Annotated in this window: 20 protein-coding genes and 4 pseudogenes; 13 read left to right on the top strand and 11 right to left on the bottom strand. The window is 51.9% G+C overall.

Annotated features, from left to right (window positions below; all coding sequences use genetic code 11):
• Positions 1–141 precede the first annotated feature (141 nt).
• The gene (mlrB, locus tag J4685_RS00835) at positions 142–1,101 is read left to right on the top strand and encodes a transcriptional regulator MlrB (RefSeq protein ID WP_001060721.1); all 960 of its coding nucleotides are present in this window, start codon (positions 142–144) and stop codon (positions 1,099–1,101) included.
• Positions 1,102–1,196: 95 nt separating this feature from the next.
• Here mlrB and fumD read toward each other — a convergent pair whose 3' ends face one another.
• From fumD to ttrS, 3 genes are all read right to left on the bottom strand, one after another.
• Positions 1,197–1,409, bottom strand: a complete 213-nt coding sequence (gene fumD / locus J4685_RS00830; protein WP_000165779.1) for a fumarate hydratase FumD — start codon at positions 1,407–1,409, stop codon at positions 1,197–1,199.
• A gap of 97 nt (positions 1,410–1,506) precedes the next feature.
• The gene (gene ttrR, locus J4685_RS00825) at positions 1,507–2,127 is read right to left on the bottom strand and encodes a tetrathionate respiration response regulator TtrR (RefSeq protein WP_000190927.1); all 621 of its coding nucleotides are present in this window, start codon (positions 2,125–2,127) and stop codon (positions 1,507–1,509) included.
• Positions 2,102–3,880 (bottom strand): tetrathionate respiration histidine kinase TtrS, encoded by a 1,779-nt coding sequence (gene ttrS, locus J4685_RS00820; RefSeq protein WP_001214425.1) that lies wholly within the window; start codon positions 3,878–3,880, stop codon positions 2,102–2,104. Before ttrS ends, ttrR begins: the two co-directional genes overlap by 26 nt.
• A gap of 181 nt (positions 3,881–4,061) precedes the next feature.
• On the opposite strand from ttrS, the pseudogene ttrB reads away from it, so the two are divergent.
• From ttrB to J4685_RS00765, 11 genes and pseudogenes are all read left to right on the top strand, one after another.
• Positions 4,062–4,797: pseudogene (gene ttrB / locus J4685_RS00815) on the top strand (tetrathionate reductase subunit TtrB).
• Positions 4,798–5,820, top strand: coding sequence for a tetrathionate reductase subunit TtrC (gene ttrC, locus J4685_RS00810; RefSeq protein WP_000149751.1), 1,023 nt, complete (start codon positions 4,798–4,800; stop codon positions 5,818–5,820).
• On the top strand, positions 5,813–8,875 hold the full coding sequence (gene ttrA / locus J4685_RS00805) for a tetrathionate reductase subunit TtrA (protein ID WP_000002380.1): 3,063 nt from the start codon (positions 5,813–5,815) through the stop codon (positions 8,873–8,875). The genes ttrC and ttrA overlap by 8 nt, the downstream gene beginning before the upstream one ends.
• Positions 8,876–9,197: 322 nt before the next feature.
• Positions 9,198–10,424 (top strand): annotated as a pseudogene (locus tag J4685_RS00800) (PfkB family carbohydrate kinase).
• Positions 10,425–10,435: 11 nt separating this feature from the next.
• Positions 10,436–11,218 carry a glutamine amidotransferase gene (locus J4685_RS00795; RefSeq protein ID WP_000697192.1) on the top strand — a complete coding sequence of 261 codons (783 nt, stop codon included), beginning with the start codon at positions 10,436–10,438 and terminating at the stop codon, positions 11,216–11,218.
• A 12-nt stretch (positions 11,219–11,230) separates the two neighbouring features.
• Positions 11,231–12,124, top strand: a complete 894-nt coding sequence (locus J4685_RS00790) for a proline iminopeptidase-family hydrolase (RefSeq protein WP_001000503.1) — start codon at positions 11,231–11,233, stop codon at positions 12,122–12,124.
• 21 nt (positions 12,125–12,145) lie between these two features.
• Positions 12,146–13,489, top strand: a complete 1,344-nt coding sequence (locus J4685_RS00785) for an APC family permease (RefSeq protein WP_000756099.1) — start codon at positions 12,146–12,148, stop codon at positions 13,487–13,489.
• A 401-nt stretch (positions 13,490–13,890) separates the two neighbouring features.
• Positions 13,891–15,303, top strand: coding sequence for a pyruvate kinase PykF (gene pykF, locus J4685_RS00780; RefSeq protein ID WP_000751449.1), 1,413 nt, complete (start codon positions 13,891–13,893; stop codon positions 15,301–15,303).
• Between the two features lie 310 nt (positions 15,304–15,613).
• Complete coding sequence (lpp, locus tag J4685_RS00775; RefSeq protein WP_001082307.1) at positions 15,614–15,850, top strand: murein lipoprotein Lpp; 237 nt, start codon at positions 15,614–15,616, stop codon at positions 15,848–15,850.
• Positions 15,851–15,931: 81 nt separating this feature from the next.
• Positions 15,932–16,171 carry a major outer membrane lipoprotein gene (locus J4685_RS00770; protein ID WP_001082322.1) on the top strand — a complete coding sequence of 80 codons (240 nt, stop codon included), beginning with the start codon at positions 15,932–15,934 and terminating at the stop codon, positions 16,169–16,171.
• A gap of 77 nt (positions 16,172–16,248) precedes the next feature.
• On the top strand, positions 16,249–16,488 hold the full coding sequence (locus J4685_RS00765; protein ID WP_001082323.1) for a major outer membrane lipoprotein: 240 nt from the start codon (positions 16,249–16,251) through the stop codon (positions 16,486–16,488).
• A 65-nt stretch (positions 16,489–16,553) separates the two neighbouring features.
• Here the strand turns inward: J4685_RS00765 and J4685_RS00760 are convergent, their stop codons facing one another.
• The 7 genes and pseudogenes from J4685_RS00760 to sufA all read right to left on the bottom strand — a co-directional run bounded on the left by J4685_RS00760 (position 16,554) and on the right by sufA (position 23,228).
• Positions 16,554–17,555, bottom strand: a complete 1,002-nt coding sequence (locus tag J4685_RS00760; protein ID WP_000817066.1) for a L,D-transpeptidase family protein — start codon at positions 17,553–17,555, stop codon at positions 16,554–16,556.
• A 154-nt stretch (positions 17,556–17,709) separates the two neighbouring features.
• Positions 17,710–18,126, bottom strand: a complete 417-nt coding sequence (gene sufE, locus J4685_RS00755; protein ID WP_000729470.1) for a cysteine desulfuration protein SufE — start codon at positions 18,124–18,126, stop codon at positions 17,710–17,712.
• Between the two features lie 12 nt (positions 18,127–18,138).
• A pseudogene (sufS, locus tag J4685_RS00750) lies at positions 18,139–19,358 on the bottom strand (cysteine desulfurase SufS).
• Positions 19,355–20,626: pseudogene (gene sufD, locus J4685_RS00745) on the bottom strand (Fe-S cluster assembly protein SufD). Before sufD ends, sufS begins: the two co-directional pseudogenes overlap by 4 nt.
• Complete coding sequence (gene sufC / locus J4685_RS00740) at positions 20,601–21,347, bottom strand: Fe-S cluster assembly ATPase SufC (RefSeq protein WP_000948902.1); 747 nt, start codon at positions 21,345–21,347, stop codon at positions 20,601–20,603. Before sufC ends, sufD begins: the two are co-directional and overlap by 26 nt.
• Positions 21,348–21,363: 16 nt before the next feature.
• Positions 21,364–22,851 (bottom strand): Fe-S cluster assembly protein SufB, encoded by a 1,488-nt coding sequence (gene sufB, locus J4685_RS00735; RefSeq protein ID WP_000089372.1) that lies wholly within the window; start codon positions 22,849–22,851, stop codon positions 21,364–21,366.
• Between the two features lie 8 nt (positions 22,852–22,859).
• Positions 22,860–23,228, bottom strand: a complete 369-nt coding sequence (sufA, locus tag J4685_RS00730; protein ID WP_000418973.1) for a Fe-S cluster assembly scaffold SufA — start codon at positions 23,226–23,228, stop codon at positions 22,860–22,862.
• Positions 23,229–23,654: 426 nt separating this feature from the next.
• On the opposite strand from sufA, the gene J4685_RS00725 reads away from it, so the two are divergent.
• Positions 23,655–25,001: an L-cystine transporter gene (locus J4685_RS00725; protein ID WP_000261869.1), complete on the top strand. Its 1,347-nt coding sequence runs from the start codon at positions 23,655–23,657 to the stop codon at positions 24,999–25,001.
• Positions 25,002–25,288: 287 nt separating this feature from the next.
• Here the strand turns inward: J4685_RS00725 and J4685_RS00720 are convergent, their stop codons facing one another.
• Entirely contained in the window at positions 25,289–25,477 is a 189-nt protein-coding gene (locus J4685_RS00720; protein WP_001537749.1) for a YdiH family protein, read from the bottom strand.
• Between the last annotated feature and the right edge of the window lie 53 nt (positions 25,478–25,530).

The raw sequence follows: 25,530 nt of genomic DNA, 5'->3' as shown, positions 1-25,530 counted from the left end.
ATCTTATTGATATTTAACTACATCAAAAAAATCTCCGCGAAAACTTAGACAAAAAAACAAAGTTGTGTAAGTTTTAAATCAGCGTGAGATAACATTTTGCGCCATTGGCGTCAGTCGTCGTACTTTCAATAAGGGGGAATCATGAATAACAAACCCGTAGTCGGCATTAGCGGATGTCTGACTGGCGCCGCGGTACGCTTTGATGGCGGACATAAGCGTATGGATTTCGTCATGAACTCTCTGGCACCGTGGGTGGCCTACAAACCGAACTGCCCGGAGGTGGCGATCGGCCTGCCCGTGCCCCGCCCTGCGCTGCGTCTTATCCAGACGACCTGTGGCGACATTCGGATGCGCTATAGCCATGCCCCGCACGATGACGTCACCGAGCGAATGAATGCCTTTGCCGATCGGTTTCTGCCAACAATAGGCGAACTGGCGGGGTTTATTGTGTGTGCAAAATCGCCCAGTTGCGGAATGGAGCGCGTTCGCCTGTATGATGAAAAGGGTAACAGGGGCCGCAAAGCTGGCACGGGGCTGTTTACCGCCGCGATGATGGACAAATATCCCTGGCTGCCGATAGAGGAAGATGGTCGCCTGCACGATCCGGTACTACGCGAAAATTTCATCGCACGTATTTTCGCGCTACATGAATTAAATGCGCTACGCGCGCAGGGCTTGAGTCGTCACAGTTTGCTCGCGTTTCATAGCCGATACAAACTTCAGCTTCTCGCCCACCACCAGGCCGGCTACCGCGAAATTGGCCCTTTCGTCGCGCGTCTGCATGAGTGGGACGATCTGGATGCCTTCTTTGTCCGATACAGAGAAAAACTGATGGCTATCCTGCGACACCCCGCTTCACGTAAAAATCACACCAATGTGCTGATGCATATCCAGGGCTATTTTCACCGCGCGTTGAACAGCAGGCAACGCGCGGAATTACGCGAGGTGATTCTCGGCTACCGGGCGGGCCGACTACCTATCCTGGCACCGTTAACGCTGCTGAAGCACTATCTGGCGGAACATCCGGATGACTATCTACGCAGCCAGAATTATTTTGAGCCGTACCCTGATACATTAGGGCTGCGCTTAGCCATCACCTGATAACCCTGCGCATCGCTAACGGCGGGTAACCAGCCCGCCATGGTGACAATCGCGACAATTCAAAGGCGATTTCGTTATTGACACCCTGATAGCGGCTATGACCGCGCCAGAGCGTTAATCACGGTTTCCATAGCCTGTTTTTCTAACGCGCTACGTTGGATGCGTTGATTCGCCAGCGCGGTTCTTAACACGCCCGCAATAACAATATATTTAGGCTCCTGCCCCAAATCGCGCATTTCCAGCACGACCTTGCCCACCACCCGGCACATCTCGCGGTACAGTTCGTCATCTTTTGTCGGTTTTGTCATACGTTTTACTCGTCGCCAGCTCAAACCAACAGAATATAACAGTCTTCTCAATTAAACAAAATTTGATGCAAATCAAAGAAATAACGCAGTTTATTATTCATGGCTCATACGTTGTTCGTATTCTGGTCTCTGGCGAGGCCATTTTTTCGAAACGCCTAATCAGTTCCGCCAGGCTACCGGCCTGCATTTTTTCCATGACTCTGGCGCGGTGCACCTCTACGGTACGCACCGCGATATTCATCGCTTCCGCAATTTCACGGTTCATAAATCCTTTTGCCACCAGGCTGGCCAGCTCACGCTCTTTCGGCGTCAACTGCTGGTAACACAGTATAATCTCACGGCGCGCCACCGCTGCCGATGAAACCGTCAGCGCACGCTCCAGCGCCGCCTGTAGCGGTTTTACCGATACCGGTTTTTGCAGAAAATCGACGGCGCCGCGTTTCATCTGCTCCACGGCCATCGGTACATCGCCATGCCCGGTAAGAAAAACAACCGCCAGGGTACTTCCGCACTGGCGCAACGCATCATGAACGCCCTGCCCATCCAGTACCGGCATTCGCATATCCAGTAATACGACCCCGGCCTGATACAGACTGGCCTGCGCCAAAAAATCCGCCCCCTGCGTCCAGCATTTTACGTCATATCCCAGACTTTCCAGTAAAAACGCGCACGCGTTAGTGACCGCCGTATCATCATCCAGTAGATGAATTGTCGCCATCCCTGCCCCCATGTTCATGTAAGAAATGTATCGTGACCACCGTTCCCGACAGACCGTCCGGCGCGGTCTGGTTCCTGATGCTGATATCGCCCCGCCCATACCGCACCAGCCGCTGGCAAATCGCCAGCCCTAAGCCCATCCCCTCTTTACGGGTGGTCATAAACGGCTGAAACGCCTGACGTAATAGTGCCTCATCGATTCCCCCGGCGTTATCCTGTAAAACAATACTGATGCCGTTTTCAGTGCGTTCAGCAACGACCCATAAATGGGTGGCGCCCGCCTGAGCCGCATTAAGAATGATATTCGCCAGCACCTGTTCCAGCAGCACTGACGGCAGCGTTACGCGCAGCGCAGCGCTAACCTCGGTATGCAGAGTCACTGTCGGAAATTGTTGCGCCATACGCAACAATTGCCAGACATGATCAATCGCCTCGCGAATGGCTATGGCCTTCCACGCTTCGGTTAGCACCGGGTTGCCCTGCGCCTGGCTGACCCAGTGACGCAGGTTACGCAGAGTATCCGCACCGCGTTGCGCCTGCTGGTCAATCTGCTCCAGCGCCGGCAGCAAGGGATGCTGTTCATCTGCAGCGCGCAGTCGAATCAGGCACCCCTGGGCATAATGTCGAATCGCGGAAAGCGGCTGATTAAGCTCATGGGCAAACCCGGAGGTCATTTCACCCAACACGCTCATTTGCCGGGCGGTTTCCAGCGCCCGCTCATGCTGATGAAGAACTACGCTATTACGTTCCAGTTGCTTTCCACGTCGACGCACCAGCAGCATGACCCAAATATAATTGAGCGTGAGCAACAGGAACGCCAGAATCACGCCGCCGACCATTAGCTGGTGCTGGATTAACCAACTTTTGACATCCAGCCACAGTCGACGCTGCTGAGGGTGCTGACGAACATCACGCAGCAACGCTTCCACCTGACTGGTCGACGCTGGCGCGCCCCAGTGAAATGACGCGGCGGCGGGCGCGTTGAATAGCGCTCGCGTTACGCGATCCGCCAGCGCATCGCTTACCGCAGGTAGCGCCGCGAACGACCAGTCAGGATATAACGGCGTACTGGTTAAGCAAGGCAGGGGCGTCGGTCGGGAAAGCAGCGCGATAAAGTCCTTTTTATTAATCAATCCTTCCTGATCCATATTTTCTAACAGGCACACTGGCACAATTGCCGCCTGCACCGCTTTTTCGCGCAGCATATAGACTAAGGCATCGCCAGGAAATCCGGTAAAACGAAGATGAAAATCGCGCTCCGGGCGTAAGCCCGCGTCGCTGAGCGCTTTATAGCCTAATAAATAGCCGCCAAACGCCTGAGCATCAATCGCGCCGACGGTCTTACCGATGAGATCATGCGCCGTGGTGATGCCGCTATCGCGCCGGGTCAAAATCACGCTGCCAATAACATTACTCACCGCTTTCCCATCGCGCGTGGAACGCAGGGAAGCTAACCAGCGCAGCGGCGCATTGCTGTTCTGTTGGACAAATTGCGCCGGGTTGGTTATCACAAACTGCACGGTTCCCTGGTTAACGGCCTCCTGCATTTGATGCAGATCCAGCGGCTGGATGTGAAAGGTTTCGCCTGGAAGCTGTTGGCTTAATGTCTTTGCCAACGGTTGCCAGTGGCTACGCGTAGACGCCTCGCCGCGCATGGCCAAAACACCGATATTCCACGTCCCTGCCCACGCGCCATGACAAAGTAGCCCTACTGCCGCCAACACCGCCAGGCGCCTTACGGTTTTACCTCTCACCCCAATATCCCTGTCAATTATGTTGTTTTAGATCAACAACAAGCCGGGTATGTGGTTAACCACAATAGAGCGCACCCCGTCTCGATTTTTACACTGTAAATCATCAACATTTTTTATTCATTACACATGAACCAACATCGTGACAAATGTTTCATTGTTGGCAATGTGGACGGGAGTCAATATGGACAGCAGTAAACGGCAATTTCTCCAGCAGCTTGGCGTCCTGACCGCTGGCGCCTCGCTGGTTCCGCTGGCTGAAGCGAAATTTCCTTTTTCGCCGGAGCGGCATGAAGGCTCTCCCCGACACCGTTACGCCATGCTTATCGACCTGCGGCGTTGTATCGGCTGTCAGTCCTGTACCGTAAGTTGCACTATTGAAAACCAAACGCCGCAGGGCGCGTTTCGTACGACGGTGAACCAATACCAGGTCCAGCGTGAAGGTAGTCAGGAAGTCACGAATGTGCTGTTGCCGCGTCTGTGCAACCATTGCGATCCCCCCCCCCTGTGTGCCGGTCTGCCCGGTACAAGCCACCTTTCAGCGGGAAGATGGCATTGTGGTGGTGGATAACAAACGCTGCGTCGGCTGCGCCTATTGTGTCCAGGCGTGTCCTTACGACGCCCGATTTATCAATCATGAAACGCAAACTGCCGATAAATGCACGTTTTGCGTCCATCGTCTGGAAGCCGGGCTGTTACCCGCTTGCGTAGAGTCCTGCGTCGGCGGCGCGCGTATTATTGGCGATATCAAAGATCCCCATAGCCGCATCTCCACCATGCTTCATCAACATCGCGACGCTATCAAGGTATTAAAGCCGGAAAACGGCACGTCGCCCCATGTTTTTTACCTGGGTCTGGACGACGCCTTTGTCACCCCATTAATGGGCCGTGCGCAGCCCGCGCTTTGGCAGGAGGTCTGAATGACGCATTCACTCATCATTGAAGAAGCGCTGGCTCACCCGCAGGACATTAGCTGGCTGCCGTGGGCGGTACAATATTTCTTTTTTATTGGTATTGCCGCCTGCGCCGCACTGTTTGCCTGTTATCTTCACTGGCGGAAAAAAGACGCCGCAACAGAAGAAAATCGGGCATTACTGATTGCCATTACCTGTGCGATTACCGCACCGCTGGCGCTGACGGCGGATCTGCACCAGACCGCCCGCGTCTGGCATTTCTATGCCTGGCCGACGCCCTGGTCGTGGATGCCCTGGGGAGCGTTGTTCCTGCCGCTGTTTACCGGGTTTCTCGCTCTGTGGTTCCTGGCGCAGCAGATAAAACGATTACTCAATAAAAGTTACAACGTCACTAAATGGTTGGCGTTAGCCAGCGCACTTTGCGCGGTGGGCCTGTTGATTTATACCGGCCGCGAAGTCTCCGTTGTGCTGGCGCGTCCAATCTGGTTTAGCTACGCCTTCCCCGTGGCGATGTTTCTTAGCGCCTTACAGGCGTTCTTCGCGCTGATGATTGTCGCCGCCCGACGCGACTCGGTAAGGCTGCCAAAAATATTGTGGGGACAAATCTGGACGCTGGCGGCGCTGGGGCTGGTTGTGGCCATGTGGGTTAGCGGCGATACGCTTTCCGGCACGGCAATCCGTCAGTGGATTTCCGTCGCCCTGTCAGCCAAATATTACGCTATCGGCTGGCTAGCGCTGTGGGTATTCACGCTGCTGTTCTGTAGCCTGGCGCTACGTCATCCGTTATCGCAGCTAAGACGCGTTCTGCTGGCTCTGAGCGCGCTGGCGCTATGTTGGCTGATGCGCTGGACATTGTTGATTCAGGTACAAACCGTCCCCAAGTTCAACGCGCAATTTAACCCTTACTCGTTACCAGGCGGAACGAATGGCTGGCTGGCTATTCTCGGCACCTTCGGCCTGTGGATAGCGCTACTGATTATTATTCGTGAAACGCTGAACGGACTCATCAGGAGATTACAACATGGCTAATTTAACCCGTCGTCAGTGGCTAAAAGTCGGTCTCGCCGTCGGTGGGATGGTCACTTTTGGTCTGAGCTACCGTGATGTGGCGAAACGCGCAATTGATGGCCTGTTAAACGGGACATCCGGCAAGGTAACGCGCGACCGCATCTTTGGCAATGCGTTAATTCCGGAGGCGCAGGCGCAAACGCACTGGCAGCAAAATCCACAACAAACCATCGCCATGACGCAATGCTTCGGCTGTTGGACACAGTGCGGTATCCGCGCCCGGGTTAATGCCGATGGCAAAGTGATACGCATCGCCGGCAATCCCTATCACCCCTTGTCGCAGGAACACCCGATTGACTCGTCCGTCCCTTTTAGCGAAGCCATGGAGCAACTGGCGGGAGAAAGCGGTCTTGACGCCCGCTCAACCGCCTGCGCGCGCGGCGCCACACTGCTGGAAAGCCTGTACAGTCCGCTGCGACTGCTTGAACCAATGAAACGCGTGGGTAAACGCGGCGAAGGGAAATGGCAGCGCATCAGCTTTGAGCAGCTTATTGAAGAAGTCGTGGAAGGCGGCGATCTGTTTGGCGAAGGTCATGTGGACGGACTGCGCGCGATTCATGCGCCGGATACGCCAATTGACGCAAAGCATCCCAGTTTCGGGCCCAAAACCAATCAGTTACTGGTCACGAATACCAGCGACGAAGGCCGCGATGCGTTTCTGCGTCGTTTTGCGCTAAATAGCTTCGGCAGCAAGAATTTCGGCGCGCATGGCGCCTACTGTGGACTGGCTTACCGGGCCGGCTCCGGGGCGCTGATGGGCGATCTGGATAAAAACCCGCATGTCAAACCCGACTGGGAAAACGTGGAGTTTGCGCTCTTTATGGGCACCTCCCCGGCACAGTCCGGTAATCCCTTTAAACGCCAGGCGCGTCAGTTGACGAGCGCCCGGCTGCGTGAGAATTTTCAATACGTCGTGGTCGCCCCCGCCCTCCCCTTATCAACGGTGCTCGCCGATCCTCGCGGTCGCTGGCAACCGGTCATGCCCGGCAGCGATTCGGCGCTGGCAATGGGGATGATCCGCTGGATCATGGATAATCAATGTTATAATGCTGATTATCTGGCAATTCCCGGCGTACAGGCGATGCAGCAGGCCGGCGAGCAAAGTTGGACCAACGCCACGCACCTGGTCATTGCGGATGAACTGCCGACGCTTGCCGGACAGCACCTGACGCTGCGCCATCTTACGCCCGATGGCGAAGAGACCCCTGTCGTACTGAATACCGACGGCGAGTTGGTCGATGCATCCACTTGCCGACAGGCACGGCTTTTCGTGACGCAGTACGTTACGCTCGCCGACGGCCAGCGGGTCACGGTGAAGAGCGGGTTGCAACGCCTGAAAGAGGCGGCAGAAAAGCTCTCGTTGGCGCAATACAGCGAACAGTGCGGCGTGCCGGAAGCGCAAATTATCGCGCTGGCGGAAACCTTTACCAGTCACGGACGTAAAGCTGCGGTCATCAGTCACGGCGGCATGATGGCCGGCAATGGGTTTTATAACGCCTGGTCGGTCATGATGCTTAACGCGCTGATCGGCAACCTCAGCTTGTCCGGCGGCGTCTTTGTCGGCGGCGGCAAATTCAACGGCGTTAGCGACGGCCCCCGCTACAACATGAACAGTTTTGCCGGAAAAGTGAAACCGTCAGGGTTAAGTATTGCCCGTAGCAAAACCGCTTATGAAGCATCGGAAGAATACCGCGACAAAATTGCCCGCGGGCAATCCCCTTATCCAGCCAAAGCGCCGTGGTATCCCTTTGTGGCAGGCCAGCTTACCGAACTGTTGACCTCCGCGCTCGAAGGCTATCCTTATCCGCTTAAAGCCTGGATTTCCAATATGAGCAACCCGTTTTACGGTGTTCCCGGTCTACGCGCCGTGGCGGAAGAAAAGCTAAAAGACCCTCGCCGACTGCCGCTCTTTATCGCGATTGACGCCTTTATGAATGAAACGACGGCGCTGGCGGATTACATTGTGCCGGATACGCACAATTTTGAGAGCTGGGGCTTTACGGCACCCTGGGGCGGCGTAGCCAGTAAAGCCACTACCGCCCGCTGGCCGGTTGTCGCCCCCGCCACTCACCGAACGGCGGACGGGCAACCTGTCTCAATGGAAGCATTTTGTATTGCGGTAGCAAAACGGCTCCATCTGCCCGGCTTCGGCGACCGGGCGATAACCGATCCGCAGGGCAATGCTTTTCCACTGAACCGGGCGGAAGATTTCTATCTGCGCGTAGCCGCTAATATCGCCTTTATGGGCAAGACGCCGGTCGCGCTGACAAATCAGGAAGATATTTCGCTTACCGGCGTCAGCCGCATTCTGCCAGCAATTCAGCACACGCTTAAAGCTGATGAGGTCGGTCGCGTGGCGTTTATCTATTCGCGTGGCGGCCGGTTTGCGCCCGAGGATAGCGGCTATACGGAGCAACGGTTAGGTAACGCGTGGAAAAAACCCTTACAGATCTGGAATGCAGATGTCGCCGCCCACCGTCACGCCATCACCGGGGAGCGTTTCAGCGGTTGCCCGATCTGGTATCCGGCGCGTTTGTCAGATGGTCGTGCGATTGACGACCAGTTTCCCATTGGACAGTGGCCGCTGAAACTGATTTCATTTAAATCAAATACCATGTCCAGCTCAACAGCCGTCATCCCGCGCTTACACCATGTGAAGCCAGCAAACCTGGTGGCGCTGAATCCGCAAGACGGCGAGCGTTATGGACTGCAACATGGCGATCGGGTACGGATCATTACGCCGGGCGGTCAGGTCGTGGCGCAAATCAGTTTGTTAAATGGCGTGATGCCAGGCGTCATCGCCATCGAACACGGATATGGCCACCGCGAGATGGGCGCAACGCAGCATTCTCTGGATGGCGTGCCTATGCCGTATGATCCACAAATCAGGGCAGGCATAAATCTTAACGATCTGGGCTTTGCCGATCCGACAAGAACCATTGCCAACACCTGGCTCGACTGGGTTTCTGGCGCGGCGGTACGTCAGGGGCTGCCGGCAAAAATCGAGCGTATATAACCCCAGGGCCGGAGAGCGATATCGTCTTATTTCGTCGAGGGTAGCGACTGATAAGCGAACGCTGTCCGGCTGCATATACTCACTGAATCGTGCAAGCCCAACTATTTTACGTTCACCCTGTCATATTACATAGAAAATATATGACAACACTCACAAAACTATTTTCCCCTTCTGTAAGCAATTAATATTTAACACATTGGCTGCGCTTCTGATTATTGACATTCATTTGGGGTTACTTCCGGTTGACCGCATAATCTGTGATTGAATTCACCGCATGACAACATTGCCATAAATACAATTCAACTCACTACCCGGAGGCAATATGTTTAAAGAAGAAAGACGTCATGCCATCATTAATTTACTGATAAAGGATAATAGTGTTAGCGTCAGTAAACTTTCAGGCCTTTATAAGGTTAGCCAGGAGACTATTCGTTCCGATCTACGCTATTTCCAGAAATCAGGTATGCTTCAGCGTTGCTATGGCGGAGGGATTTTAAACCGTGACGCGCTGAGTAAGCTTATCACTGAAAATAAGATTGATATCTCCAGCACTATCGCCACGCCAATCCATCAGGATGCAAAACTGCGCCGGGAAAACACAAAAAAAGCAGGCAAGGTGTGTGTTTTAGGCTCATTTAATATTGATGTTTCAGCAACCGTGCCGTGGTTTCCACAAAGCGGATAATCCATTCTGGCCAGTCAATTTGGATTCTATCCTGGCGGTAAAGGAGCCAACCAGGCTTTAGCGGCAAACAATGCCGGCGCTGCGGCACATTTTATTTTTAAAGTGGGTAAAGATCAGTTCAGCGCATTTGCTATGAATCATATTATTCAATCAGGCATCACCTCATACAGCGCGTATCAAACAGATAAAGCGCCCACCGGTAGCGCATTGATCTATGTCTCCGCCGTGGATAGCGATAATATTATCGCCATCTACCCTGGCGCCAATATGATGCTCACCACGCAAGAGATTAATGAGCAACACCGTTATATCGCCGAGTCTGACGTTATGTTAATGCAGCTCGAAACGAACATTGAAGCGTTGACTGAATTTATTCGTCTGGGCAAACAAGAAAATAAAATGATCATGCTGAACCCTGCCCCCTATACGAAACAGGTGACGCATTTATTATCTGATATTGACATCATCACGCCGAATGAAACTGAAGCCTCTTTTTTATCCGGCGTAACCATTACTGATATTAATGATGCGAAAAAAGCCGGAAATATTATTCTGCAATCCGGGGTGAAAAAAGTCATCATTACCCTTGGCGCCCGTGGCTCTCTGCTCTGTGAGCACGCCCGCACGTTGTATATTCCTGCGTGGAGCGCCGTGGTAAAAGATGCCGCTGGGGCCGGTGACGCTTTTAATGGCGCCTTAGCCGCCGCGCTGGCGCGACAAGCAGACATGGTCGCTGCCATTCAATATGCCTCCGCTTTCGCTTCTCTGGCGGTGGAACAAGTCGGTGCGTCGAGTATGCCTCAGCACTTGCAGGTTTTACATCGAATGCGTACCCAATCTAATAAAGTCATTAACATTAATTAACAGGTGACATAATGAAAATTTTATTTATTGGCGAATCATGGCACATTCATATGATTCACTCTAAAGGTTTTGATAGCTTTACATCGAGCAAATATGAAGAAGGCGCAGACTATTTATTATCCTGCTTGCGCCAGGGTAATATCAATGTGGACTACATGCCTGCCCATATTGTGCAAACTCGTTTTCCACAAACTGCCGAAGCATTAGCCTGCTATGATGCGATCGTCATCAGTGATATCGGTAGCAATACGTTCCTGTTACAAAACAGAACGTTTTATAATATGGACATTATTCCTGATGCCTTACAACTTATCGCAGATTATGTTGCTGAGGGCGGCGGTCTGTTGATGATCGGCGGGTATTTATCCTTTACGGGAATAGAAGCAAAAGCCAATTATAAAAATACGGTTCTGGCGGAGGTATTGCCGGTTGATATGCTGGATATAGATGATCGCGTAGAACTACCGCAAGGATGTAAAGCAGTAAATACTGCGATAGAACATTTTATTACCCAGCCATTTAGCGAATGGCCGCCGCTGTTGGGCTATAACAAGCTTATCGCCAAAGAAAATAGTCAGGTCCTTACTGAAATTAATGGCGATCCACTGTTAGTTATGGGTACTTACCATAAAGGGAAAGTATGTTGCTTTGCCAGTGATTGTTCGCCGCACTGGGGAAGTCCGCAGTTTCTGCAATGGGAACATTACGCCACCTTCTGGTGTAATGTTTTACGCACAATAAAAAATAATATTACCCAGGCGAATATAAATTTCGCCTGCCCTGCCACACACTGAGTCATTAAGAATATGAATGATACTTATCTCTATGGCGAAATGTTTTCTGAAAATATATTGACAAGCTATCGGATTTATGGAGACAGAAAATCATTACTCACGCCGCTCATTATCCTTCACGGCGGCCCTTCTGGCGGCTTTGATTATTTATTAAATTATCGCCATCTGGCTGATGACGGGCGCATGGTAATATTTTACGATCAATATGGCTGCGGTCGTTCAACGCATTTTCCTCATGCTGACGCGTCTTTCTGGACTATTGCGCGTTATCTCCGTCAATTAACCCAATTAATTAATCACCTGGGTATTGGGCACGGGTATTCGATACTGGGACATTCCTGGGGCGGAATGCTTGCCGCAGAGCACGCCTGCTTACAGCCTGCCGGGCTTCGCGGGACGATACTGGCCAGTTCGCCGGCCAGTATCGCCCTGTGGCAACAGGAAGCCATACGGCTCTTTAACGCTCTGACGCCAATGTCCGATGACGATATCAAAAACGTCATTATGCCCGCCGTCATTTATCAAAACCCACCGGAACAGCTGGTCGCTTATTATGCCAGGCACGTTTATACCCTCGCGGAAGAAGCCGTTCATGTTCAGCGATCTAATGCGCAGTTCGCCGCCGACCCTACGGGTTATCACATTTTATGGGGAACCAATGAACTGGCGGCAAATGGCAAACTTGCCGACTGGGATATTACGCCCCATTTGTGCCAGATACGCTGTCCTGTTCTGGTACTGCGCGGCGAAAACGATCAGGCAACCGAGCGCGTCGTCTCTCCGCTTCTCTCTCACATTTCAGACTGCCGCGCGGTCACTATTCCCGGCAGCAGCCATAACCCGCATGAAGAAAATATCGCGCCCTGCCTCGCAGCGGTAAGCGCGTTTTTACGCGATCTGGCATAAAAAGCCATTAAGGTATTTATCATGAAAAAAGTCAAAAAATTGTCTCTTACCGATTTAGTGCTTTATGGTCTGGTGTTTATGGTGCCTATCGCGCCAGTCTCTCTTTATGGCGTCGTTTATAATCTTTCGCACGGTATGGTTGCGCTGGTTTATATTATTGGCGCGATCGCGATGTTTTTTACCGCGTACAGCTACTCTACCTTATCGCAACATATCTCCTCGTCGGGTTCGGCCTATGCGTATGCTGGCGTATGCATTAATCCCGCCGTAGGGTTTCTGACCGGATGGATATTACTGCTGGATTATCTTTTGTTCCCTACGCTCGTGGCAGTGCTGGGCGGCGTCGCGGTCCACGCTATTTTACCGCAAATCCCGGTCTGGGTCTGGCCGTTGATTTATGTGGCTATTGGCACCGGAGTCAACTATCTCGGGATACAGCAAACGGCGAAATTCGATAAGTTACTGGTCTTTATTCAACTCGGTATTCTGGCGATTTTCGTGCTACTCATTGTCCGTCTGATGATGCAGGACAGTAGTCAGATAACGCTTTCTTTCCGGCCTTTTTTCGATTCACAGTGGTTCACCCCAGGGCTCATCGCGACGGCGATTTCGGTGGCTGCGCTGAATTTTCTCGGCTTTGACGCTATCAGTACATTAAGTGAAGAAAGCGAAGGCGGGGGACGCGCCGTCAGTAAAGCAACGCTGTTGGCGTTAGTTTTGGCGACGGTACTGTTTATTATCGTTGTGGCGTTTGCGGCGTTCGCCACCGGTAACGTCGACCGCTTCGCGGAAGGTAATGCGACGAATGAAGCATTTTTCACCATTGCCGGCAACGTTGGCGGTATCTGGCTCAAAGTGGCGTTTTCCATCATTGTGGCGTTTGTGTGCGCCGTCGGCAACATTATTACCGCGCAAACGGCGGTGTCCAGAGTGTTATTTTCAATGGGGCGCGACCGAATGCTGCCCGCCTTCCTCGCTCACGTCCATACCACGCGTAAAACGCCGAATTATGCCATTCTGTTTACCGGCGGCGTCACCCTGCTGCTCAGCTACCTGTTTTCCGGCAAGATTGAGTCTATCTCCACGCTGGTGAACTTTGGCGCGCTTTTCGCTTTTTTTGTCGTGAACCTGTGTGTGTTTATCCTGTTCAATTTCCGGATGAAAGCCCAGCGGCGCATTTTCGCCCATGTTATTTCGCCGATCATGGGGATGATCGTCATCGGCTACGTCTGTTTAAACATGAACATTCACGCTCTGATACTCGGAATTAGCTGGGCGGCCATCGGGATAGCGATTCTGTGCTATCGAAAAGCACACAACCAAAACATCGCCATCGACCTGGAAGGCAAAAAGTTGCTCGATTGACATTATGCGCAACAACACCCGCTGTTGCGCAACGCCGCCCCTGTTCGGGCGGCGTTATCGCCAGCGACATCGTAAACAGCGTAATAACAAACCGTTGTGGATCTGCACAGATGTCTTTTGAAACAGGGTTTTCATTTTCCTTTTTTGTAAATTTCAGCGTATAATGCGCGCCAATTGTCTCTTGAATGGTTTCAGCGCATTGGACTGTAAAACTCAACGACTAAAATTATCCCCTTCCCGTTGGGCTGAAACGCGAGCACACATTCCTCTGCACGCTCTTTCGATGTCACCTATCCTTAGAGCGAGGCATCATCACTTTAGCAACACAGGCTTAGCTTCCGGGCCGTGCGCGTCCGAAGCCAGATTTCCATATCCTCCTCAACTTAAAGACTAAGACTGTCATGAAAAAGACGAAAATTGTTTGTACTATCGGTCCGAAAACCGAATCCGAAGAGATGTTAAGCAAAATGCTGGACGCGGGCATGAACGTGATGCGTCTGAACTTCTCTCATGGCGATTATGCAGAACACGGTCAGCGTATCCAGAACTTGCGCAACGTGATGAGCAAAACTGGTAAAAAAGCCGCTATTCTGCTTGATACTAAAGGACCAGAAATCCGCACCATTAAACTGGAAGGCGGTAACGACGTTTCGCTGAAAGCGGGCCAAACCTTTACTTTTACCACCGACAAATCCGTGGTCGGTAATAATGAAATCGTTGCCGTCACCTATGAAGGCTTCACCAGCGACCTGAGCGTTGGCAACACCGTCCTGGTTGACGATGGTCTGATCGGTATGGAAGTGACCGCCATCGAAGGCAATAAAGTCATTTGTAAGGTGCTGAACAACGGCGATCTGGGCGAGAACAAAGGCGTTAACCTGCCGGGCGTTTCTATTGCTCTGCCGGCGCTGGCTGAAAAAGACAAACAGGACCTGATCTTCGGTTGCGAACAGGGCGTTGACTTTGTTGCTGCGTCCTTTATCCGTAAACGTTCTGACGTTGTCGAAATTCGCGAGCATCTGAAAGCCCACGGCGGCGAAAACATCCAGATTATCTCTAAGATCGAAAACCAGGAAGGCCTGAACAACTTCGATGAAATTCTCGAAGCTTCCGACGGCATCATGGTTGCGCGTGGCGACCTGGGCGTAGAAATCCCGGTTGAAGAAGTGATCTTTGCGCAGAAAATGATGATCGAAAAATGTATCCGCGCACGTAAAGTCGTGATCACCGCGACTCAGATGCTGGATTCTATGATCAAAAACCCGCGTCCGACCCGCGCAGAAGCAGGCGACGTTGCGAACGCCATCCTCGACGGTACGGATGCGGTTATGCTGTCCGGCGAATCCGCAAAAGGGAAATACCCGCTGGAAGCCGTTTCTATCATGGCAACCATCTGCGAACGTACCGACCGCGTCATGAACAGCCGTCTGGACTACAACAACGACAGCCGTAAACTGCGCATTACGGAAGCAGTATGCCGCGGCTCGGTAGAAACCGCCGAAAAACTGGAAGCGCCGCTGATCGTGGTAGCGACCCAGGGCGGTAAATCCGCTCGCGCCGTGCGTAAATACTTCCCGGACGCCACCATCCTGGCATTGACCACCAATGAAGTGACCGCCCGTCAGTTAGTACTGAGCAAAGGCGTGGTATCGCAGCTGGTGAAAGAAATCAATTCTACTGATGATTTCTACCGTCTGGGCAAAGATGTCGCCCTGCAAAGCGGCCTCGCCCAGAAAGGCGACGTCGTAGTGATGGTCTCCGGCGCGCTGGTTCCAAGCGGCACCACTAACACCGCCTCTGTTCACGTACTGTAATAATTGTTGTGTGAATTAATTTGTTTAAAAAAGCGCCCTTCCGGCGCTTTTTTTATTTAATCGATAGCCACTATTAATAAAAAAATCAAATCGGATTTTACTATCTAATTGCGGATTATCTAAGAAGAATCCGATGGAAGCCCCCTGTTTTCTTTCGGTTTTTTAGGGACTTTCATGCATTTCGATGCTTCTTTGAGCGAACGATCAAAAATAAGTGCATTCCCATCAAAAAAATATTCTCAACATAAAAAAGTTTGTGTAATACTTGTAACGCTACATGGAGATTAACTCAATCTAGAGGGTATTAATAATGAATCGTACTAAACTGGTACTGGGCGCGGTAATCCTGGGTTCTACTCTGCTGGCTGGTTGCTCCAGCAACGCTAAAATCGATCAGCTGTCTTCTGACGTTCAGACTCTGAACGCTAAAGTTGACCAGCTGAGCAACGACGTGAACGCAATGCGTTCCGACGTTCAGGCTGCTAAAGACGACGCAGCTCGCGCTAACCAGCGTCTGGACAACCAGGCTACTAAATACCGTAAGTAATAGTACCTGCGTAATAAAAATGGCGCACATTGTGCGCCATTTTTTTACACATATAACCACACAAAATGCAAGGTTATTCTTATGAACCGTACTAACAAACTGATCTTAGGTGCAGTAGTTCTGGGCTCCGCGTTACTGGCAGGTTGTTCCAGCAACGCTAAAATCGATCAGTTATCATCCGATGTGCAGACGCTAAGCGCTAAAGTTGATCAACTGAGTAATGACGTAAATGCAATGCGTTCCGACATTCAGGCTGCTAAAGACGATGCTGCTCGAGCTAACCAGCGTCTGGACAACAAAGTATCCCGCGTCCGTAAATAATTTGACGCACGATATAAAATGGCGCACATCGTGCGCCATTTCTTTACATACATAACCATACATAATATAAGGTTATTATGAACCGTACTAACAAACTGATCTTAGGTGCAGTAGTTCTGGGCTCCGCGTTACTGGCAGGTTGTTCCAGCAACGCTAAAATCGATCAGTTATCTTCCGATGTACAGACGCTGAGCGCTAAAGTTGATCAACTGAGTAATGACGTAAATGCAATGCGTTCCGACGTTCAGGCTGCTAAAGACGACGCTGCTCGCGCTAACCAGCGTCTGGACAACAAAGTGTTACGCATCTGTAAATAATTTAACGCACGATATAAAATGGCGCACATCGTGCGCCATTTTTTGTCCGTCGTTTGCTGCGAAGGCTACTGCGTCGCGCGTGTTTGCCCCTCTTCCCCGACAAAACCGTTCTGAGCGGATTCGACTGCGGTTGTATTTACCGCTGGCGTCTGCCCGGCGCTCACGCTGACAGGATACCCGGCTCGCCGGTATAGCGCCTTATCGACCAGGCGACTATCCACCCCTTGCGCGTTTCTGAACGCGGTAAATTCCGCAGGCAACACGTAGGGCATCGTCTGCACGTTTTGCTCTTCTTCCGGCGATAGCGGCCTGTGTACCTCTACATAACGAATGCCATTCGGCTCGACAGAGAATTTCACCGGCTGGTTAATCACTTTTACCGGCGTCCCCGTTCTGACCTGCGCAAATAACGCCTTGATGTCCGGCGCGTTCATGCGAATGCAACCGGAACTCACGCGCAGACCCACGCTATCCGGCGCGCTGGTGCCATGAATGAGATATTCCCCATTACCGTGCGCCAGACGCAGCGCATAGCGTCCCAGCGGGTTATTTGGCCCGGCAGGGATCACCGGTGGCAGCGTGATCCCCCGCTCAAGCGAACGTTGGCGTATGCCCGCCGTCGGCGTCCACATCGGGTTGGGGATCTTTTGCCCTATCCGGGTGTCCATGACGGGAGTTTCCAGTCCCTGCAAACCGATGCCGATGGGATACACCTGAACGCGGTTTTCTCCCGGCGGGTAATAATACAACCGTAGCTCCGCGAGGTTGACGATAACGCCTTCCCTGGGCGCATCCGGCAATAGCATCTGCGAGGGAATGGTAATTAGCGTACCGGGCTTAGGCACCGGCGCAATCGTATTGTTCGCTTCAAGAATGAGCATCGCCGCCGTATCAAAACGCCGGGCGATAGCCTGCAGGTTTTTATCACCTTCCTGTACGGTATAGGTTTGATTCTGACCAATAAGACGGCTGCCTTCTGGCGGTAATGGATAATCAACCGTCCAGGCTGCCTGTAACGCGCTATACGCGCCGATAATAGTTAGCGTAATGAAAGACGCACGTTTCATACCAAACCTCCTGTATTCCTGGTGATGCCCTCTGCGACGACTGGTAGCGCTTCGCTTATCAGAACAACAAAATATACGCTCTCTCCACTCTGGATAAAGCGACGTCGCCGTCCGACAAAGGATTTGACATCAGGTAGAACGCTGTCTGTACAGTTTAGCTAAGAGTGGCGGCCTTAGCGCGAATTGCGCGAATCATTGCTTCCAGCCCCTGAGAACGAGAAGGTGTGAGGTGTTGCGTAAGCGCCATTTTTTCGAACCATGGCCGGACATCAAAATGCACAATATCCTGCGCCGTCATCTGGTGGTACAAAATAAATACCACCGCCATAAGGCCTTTAACGATCGCCGCGTCGCTGTCGCCCTGCAATTCGATAATGCCGTTGGCGTTTCGCCGCATCACGATCCACACCTGGCTCTGACAGCCATGAATCGTATTTTGCGGATTGCGATCCTGCGGATTTAACTCCGCCAGGCGCTGCCCCAACTCAATAATATATAAATATTTCTCTTCCCAATTAGCGCAACGCGTAAAGTTACGCAGCAATTTTTCTTTATCCGGTAACGCAGCCATAAAACCTCACTGTTATCCCAATAAGCGGTGGATACGCGTTAATCCTGCCACCAGTCGGTCCACTTCTTCATGGGTGTTATACATCGCCAGCGAAGCCCGGCACATTGCCGGCACGCCATACCAGGCCATGAGCGGCATCGCGCAGTGGTGCCCCGTTCGTACCGCGATGCCGTAATTATCAAGAAAGCTGCCGACGTCGTAAGCATGGTGTTTACCCAGATTAAACGCGATGACGCCCAACCGCTGCGCCGGACCATACAGCGTGATATCAGGCACCTGCGCCAGTTGCTCCAGCGCATAGCGCATCAGCATCTGCTCATAATCGCCAATCTTATCCAGTCCCAGCGACGTCACATAGTCAATTGCCGCGCCCAGACCAATGATGCCGCCAGTATTCGGCGTTCCCGCCTCAAAACGCCAGGGCGCTTTCGCCCACGTCGTTCCCTGCGTCAGGCTGACGGTCGAGATCATCGACCCGCCCCTTCCCACGGCGGCATTTCTTGCAGCAACGCCTCTTTAACATACAGAATGCCGATGCCGGTCGGCCCGTAAAGTTTATGGCCGGAGAAAACGTAAAAATCGCAGTCCAGCGCCTGGACGTCAACAGCATGGTGCATCACGGCCTGGGCGCCATCCACCAGCACTTTCGCCCCATGCTGGCGCGCCAGCGCAATCATGTCCGGCAGTGGGTTTTCCGTCCCCAGCACATTGGAAACATGGGTAATGGCCAGCAGTCGGGTCCGGTCATCGAACAGCGCAGCTAAGGTCTCCAGCCGCAGCGTACCGTCAGGATGCAACGGGATCACGCGCAGTTCGGCGCCTTTGCGCTCGCACAGCATCTGCCAGGGAACGATGTTGGCGTGATGCTCCATCTCGCTGATAATAATGTTATCCCCGGCGCGAATATTTTCCGTTCCCCAACTGTTGGCGACAAGGTTAATGCCCTCCGTCGTACCGCGCACGAACACCAGTTCTTCTGCGGAGCGGGCGTTAATAAACCGCGACGCCTGCTTACGCACATTCTCCATGCTTTCGGTCGCCTGCGCGCTTAACGTATGGATACCTCGATGTACCGCAGCATAGCCGTGACGGTAGAAGGCAGATTCAGCATCAATCACCTGATTAGGTTTTTGAGCGCTGGCTGCGCTGTCCAGGTAAGCCAGCGGCAGGCCGTTAACTTCACGCTGCAGTATGGGAAAATCCGCCCGTACTTTTTCTACAGGAAATGTCATACCAGGCCTCCGGGCAGTCGCTGGCCGATTCGCGTCAGCACCTGCTGTTTAAGGGCGCTATCATGGATAGCTTCCGTTAACTCTGCGGCAAACGCGTAAAGAATCATGTGCCGCGCCTCCTGCTGCCTGATGCCGCGTGATTGCAGATAAAACATCTGCTCATCGTCAATACGCCCGATCGTCGCGCCGTGGCTGCACTTCACGTCATCGGCATAGATCTCTAATTGCGGTTTGGTATCGACTTCAGCCAGTTTCCCCAACAACAGGTTATTATTGGTCATCTGGCCGTCGGTTTTAATGGCGTGTTGCGCCACGTTAATCAGGCCATTAAAGACCGCGCGTCCTTTGTCGCTGACGATGGTCTTGTGCAACTGGCGGCTGTTACAGTAGCCTTTGTTATGTTCCAGCCATGTCCGCGTATCGCAGACTTCATTTTTCACCGGCATCGCCAGACTATTCAGTTGAAGCGTCGCGTTTTCACCATTCAGTTGTGAGCTGCTGTGGTGACGTAGTACTGCGGCGCCCAGCAGAAAACTGTGGCTAAACGCCGAGGCGTCTGTCGCCAGCAGAAGATCGTTATGCGCAAAGTGATAGCTGGACGCATTTTCAAACGCCAGTTTGATATGGCGCAGTTACGCATTGTCTGCAACGTTCATCGTCAGACGCGCGCCAGTAAAATGTTTTGCCGCTGTAAGGCTGACATAATGCTCAATAACCGTCGCTTCCGCGCCTTCCGCCAGCGCCAGATGGTGGCGATAATGCGCGGTATTCAGCTCGTCGCCATCCACGCCCTGCGTGATATGCATTAACAGTAGGGGCCTGGTCGGACGCTGATTTCGCCGGACCTGTATATACGTGACACATTGCGCCAGGCTTTCCGTCAGATGCAGAAAAACCTCGGGATGTACCGGCGCGGCAAGCGTCTGGCGCTCATCCCTGACGCTAACGTCAAATCCGCTGTTTTGCGTGCTATCACTGAGCTCTGGCATAAACCGACCATCGACAAACACCAGCCGCACGGCATCGATTTGCAGCGCCAGCGCATCACGCTGTGCGGCGCTGATAGTCGCACACTGCTGGATAAACTGGCTATGGGTTAAGCCCTCCAGCGGCGTGTATTTCCAGTCTTCATGTTTACGCGTCGGCAATCCCAGACGTAACATCTGTTGTAAATGTTGTCTTGCCTGCTCAGTTCGACTTTCTCCTTTTTCTTCAAAGAGATGCTGCCATTGCTGTAGCGCTTTACTGCTGTTCGGTAAGCCAGCCATAACCCTGCTCCTCCAGTTGTTTGACCAGAGTAAAATCGCCGGATCGGACAATTCGCCCCTGATAGAGGACGTGGACGTAATCGGGCTTGATGTAGTCCAGTATGCGCTGATAGTGGGTCACGATAATAAAAGCGCGTTTATCGTCGCGTAACGCGTTGACGCCTTCCGCCACAATTTTCAACGCATCGATATCCAGTCCGGAGTCCGACTCATCAAGGATGCACAGTTCCGGCTCCAGCACCGCCATTTGCAAAATATCATTGCGCTTTTTCTCCCCGCCGGAAAAACCGACGTTTACCGAACGGGTCAGCAAATCTTCCGGCATTTTCAGCAATGCGATCTTCTCTTCCATCAGATCCTGAAAATCAAAGCGATCCAACGACGCCTGCCCGCGGTAGGCGCGCACGGCATTCAGCGCGGTTTGCAGGAAAAACTGGTTACTGACGCCGGGGATTTCTACCGGGTACTGGAAGGCCATAAAAATCCCTTCGCCCGCCCGTTCCTCCGGCGACAGTTCAAGCAGATCTTTACCTTTGAACGTAACCGAGCCGCCGGTGACCTCATAATCTTCACGTCCCGCCAGGGTGGCGGAAAGCGTGCTTTTCCCGGAACCGTTCGGCCCCATAATGGCGTGAACTTCGCCGGGGCGAATCTCCAGATTCAGGCCACGCAAAATCGCTTTTTCTTCCACACTGACCTGTAAATCTTTAATGCTTAACATGGGTTTTCCTTCATCATTAACCGACGCTGTGCTCCAGGCTAATCGCCAGCAGTTTTTGCGCTTCAACGGCAAACTCCAGCGGCAGTTCCGAGAAAACGTCTTTGCAGAAACCGTTGACGATCATCGAAATAGCGTCTTCTTCGCTGATGCCGCGTTGCAAACAATAGAAAAGCTGATCTTCACCGATGCGTGATGTCGTCGCCTCGTGCTCCAGCTGCGCGCTGTTATTGCGGCATTCAACATACGGGAACGTATGCGCGCCGCAGTCCGCGCCAATCAACATGGAGTCGCATTGGGTGAAATTTCGGGCGTTGGTTGCCGTCGGCATAATTTTTACCAGCCCACGGTAGCTGTTCTGGCTGTGGCCGGCGGAAATGCCTTTTGAGATAATGGTTGAGCGCGTGTTTTTACCGATATGGATCATTTTGGTGCCGGTGTCAGCCTGCTGATGTCCACTGGTCAGCGCAACGGAATAGAACTCGCCGATAGAATTATCACCGCGCAGAATGCAGCTCGGGTATTTCCAGGTAATCGCCGAACCGGTTTCCGACTGGGTCCACGACATCTTGCTGTTTTCCCCTTCGCATAACGCCCGCTTGGTCACAAAGTTCAGAATGCCGCCCGTGTTGTTGTCGCCCGGGAACCAGTTTTGTACGGTGGAATATTTTACTTCAGCATCTTTATGGATGATGACTTCCACGACCGCGGCGTGGAGCTGATAACTGTCGCGTACGGGCGCGGAGCAGCCTTCGATATAACTCACATAGCTGCCTTCATCCGCCACCAGAATCGTGCGCTCAAACTGACCGGTTTTCTCAGCGTTAATGCGAAAATAGGTGGATAACTCCATTGGGCAACGCACGCCTTTGGGAACATAGATAAATGTCCCATCGGAAGCGACTGCCGCATTCAGCGCGGCAAAAAAGTTATCGTTCCCCGGCACGACGGTGCCAAGATATTTCCTGACCAGCTCAGGGTGATCGTGTATCGCTTCGCCAAAAGAACAGAAAATAATGCCCTGTTCCGCCAGTTTTTCACGGTATGTGGTCGCTACGGAGACCGAGTCAAAAATCGCATCGACGGCGACCTCTTTCCCTTCGCGAACCGGAACGCCAAGTTGCTCGAAGGCGTCTTCAACCTCTTTACTCAAAAAGGTATTCGCGCCCGTTTGCTGTACGGCTCCCGGCTGGGAAACGCAGCTATCGTCGCAGTTTCCGCATGATGGCGCAGAGTAATAACTGTAGTCCTGATAGTTCAGTTTATCGTAATGCGCTTTCAGCCAGTGCGGTTCATCCATGTCCAGCCAGGCTCTATAGGCATTGAGACGAAATTCCAGCATCCAATCAGGTTCGTTACGCTTTGCGGAAATCGCACGCACCACCTCTTCGCTGATGCCTTTTGCCAGTTCATCAGTGGGTAATTGCGTGAAAAATCCTTCTTTGTAATTAAGGCGTCCGCCTGTCCAGATGCCGACCTCTTCCGTTGCTTCAGTATTACGAGACATAGTACCGCCTATACCCCAAAACTTTCGCCGCAGCCGCATTCATTCTGGGCTTTGGGGTTATGAAATTTAAATAACTGGTTCAGCCCTTCCTGTACGTAATCCACTTCTGTTCCGTCAATAAAAGGCATCGCCTGTAACGGTGCGAAAAGCTTTGCGCCTTCGGCTTCAAAAACCAAATCGTCTTTATCCGGCTCCCGAACGGTATCCAGAACATAGCCAAATCCGGCACATCCCGTCTGTTTTACGCTTAACCGCACGCCCAACATGCCCGGCTGCTTTGCTGCCAGTTCACGTATGTGCGCTGCCGCCGCTGGCGTTAGCGTCAGCCCTTGCCAGGGGAAGTCCTCCGGGTTAAACGTGCCTGAATGCAATTCCATAGAGTTACCTCGCGTTCTAAATCACCAGGATATAACAGCATGTTAGTGATAATGATTATCACTTCAACCCATTAACCGCAGGGGCTTTCCAACAAATGGTCATATTGAGCGCCTTTTATTAAACATAGACCCTGTCCGCCAGGTCATACGACAGACAAAAAGTCGATTAACCTATTGATAAGTAATGATTTATACGATATTAACCGTTCTGGCAGGTCAAAAACGAAAAGATGTATAGAAAATGACTATTTAATTAATAGGCTGTCGACATTGCCAGGCGGCGAGGTCAGAACCCCATTTTTTGTATGGATACCTGGCGTTGCGCTCTTTATAATCCGCTGCGGTTCTATAACTCAGGTTGGGCTATAGGTTTATGTAAACTCTTTCCGGCATTTCAGGTGCTGAATGAGGCAAGAGGCTTAAAATATGGTTGTTACGCTCGCGTATATCGCACTTTTTTTGGTTTTCTCGTGGGTCATCTTGAGAATTAATCAAAAAAGCGATTCCCTGTCGAAAAGCGTTTTTATCGCTATCTTTTTAGGGGCTGTTATTGGTTTATCCCTGCATTTTATTTCAGCAAATCACACTAACACCATTATCGAATGGTACAGCATCGTCGGCAATGGCTACGTCCATCTGTTAAAACTGGTCGCTATACCGCTAATTTTTATTTCTATTCTTTCCGCCATCAATAAACTGGAAAATAGCGCCGGCATCGGAAAAATGTCGCTGACGATCGTCGGATGCATGTTATGTTTGGTGATGGTTGCCGGTTTTATCGGATTACTGACCGCTCATATACTGGGGCTTGACGCCAGCGCTTTTGTGCACATGCCGTCAATGTTAACTACAGAAGAAGTCAATAAGACTGCCGCGGTGTCGATTCCCCAGTTAGTGACATCGCTGATCCCGACAAATATTTTTCTTGATCTTACGGGAGCCAGAAGTGTTTCCGTTATCGGCATCGTTATCTTCACGCTAATAGCGGGGATCGCTCTGTTAAAGGTCAAAAAAGAGGCGCCGGAAGAAGGTCAGAAATTAAGCGCAGGCATTAACGCTATCCAGATCTGGGTCATGAAGATGGTACGTATCGTTATTGCATTAACGCCCTATGGCGTCATGGCATTAATGACTACCGTATTTTCATCATACCGCCTTGAACAATTCGCCAGCTTACTTGGTTTTATCGGCGCCTGTTACATCGCGATTTTCATGATGTTTATCGTGCACGCCACCTTGCTGATCCTCAGCGGTAATAATCCAGCGCGTTATTTCAGAATGGTCTGGCCCGTCTTAACCTTTGCGTTTGTCTCCCGCAGCAGCGCAGCCTCTATTCCGCTGGCCATTTCCGCCCAGGAAAAATTTGGCGTACAAAGCACCATTGCCAATATTTCCGCCTCGTTTGGCTCCAGTATGGGGCAAAATGGCTGCGCCGGGATTTATCCGGCTATTATGGTAGCGATGATTGCGCCCACCATCGGCATTGATCCGCTCTCGCTGCATTTTCTGGCCGCGATGTTACCTGCCATTGCGCTAGGGTCTATTGGCGTAGCCGGCGTCGGCGGCGGTGGTACGTTCGCGGCGCTGATTGTCCTGTCGACGTTGAATTTTCCCGTTGCGCTGGTCGGTATTTTTATTGCCATCGAACCTATCGTTGATATGGCCCGCACGGCTCTGAACGTTAACGGATCGATGATGTCAGGTGTGCTGGCTAACCGTATTTTGAATAATCATACGGCTGACGACATGCCAGCGGTTATTGACAGACCTTAGTTTTTTACGCGCCCGGAAAAGAAAAACCCTTAAGTCTGTTCAATACAGGCTTAAGGGTTCCGGCCCCATCCGGCGCTTATCTCCGGCACTCTTAATGGCTTAGCTCTTGAAGGGGCATAAGAATAATCTCATAAAGAGAGCGCATCTTTTTAGCACAAATGGCGATCTGTATTTTTTTTAAACAAAATCAAGAGGATTATCTATTACCGGGGAACAGGGTCTGGTGAGATTGCCTGGTAACATAGCCGGATGACGGCTAACGCCTTATCCGGCCTACACAGACTTTATTAATGCACTCCCAACCGCCAGGCGAAATAGATCTCTTCTTTCAGTTCGGTTGCAGAGAGGGTGAGGAGATCGGCAAACTCTAACTCCAGCTGTTTTAAACGCTTCAAATACTGCGCGGGAGAAAGTTCGGTTTTATCACGGCGTAAAAATTCAATCGCCAGTTGGGTTGGGTCTAAATCAGTAGACATATCATCCTCGCTTATGTGTAAACGTGCACAGTATATCACCTTTTTCTGCGCAC

This window comes from Salmonella sp. 32100201201700099SM, assembly GCF_017572645.1.
GTDB lineage: Bacteria > Pseudomonadota > Gammaproteobacteria > Enterobacterales > Enterobacteriaceae > Salmonella > Salmonella enterica.
This window is presented reverse-complemented; position numbering and strand designations above follow the sequence as displayed.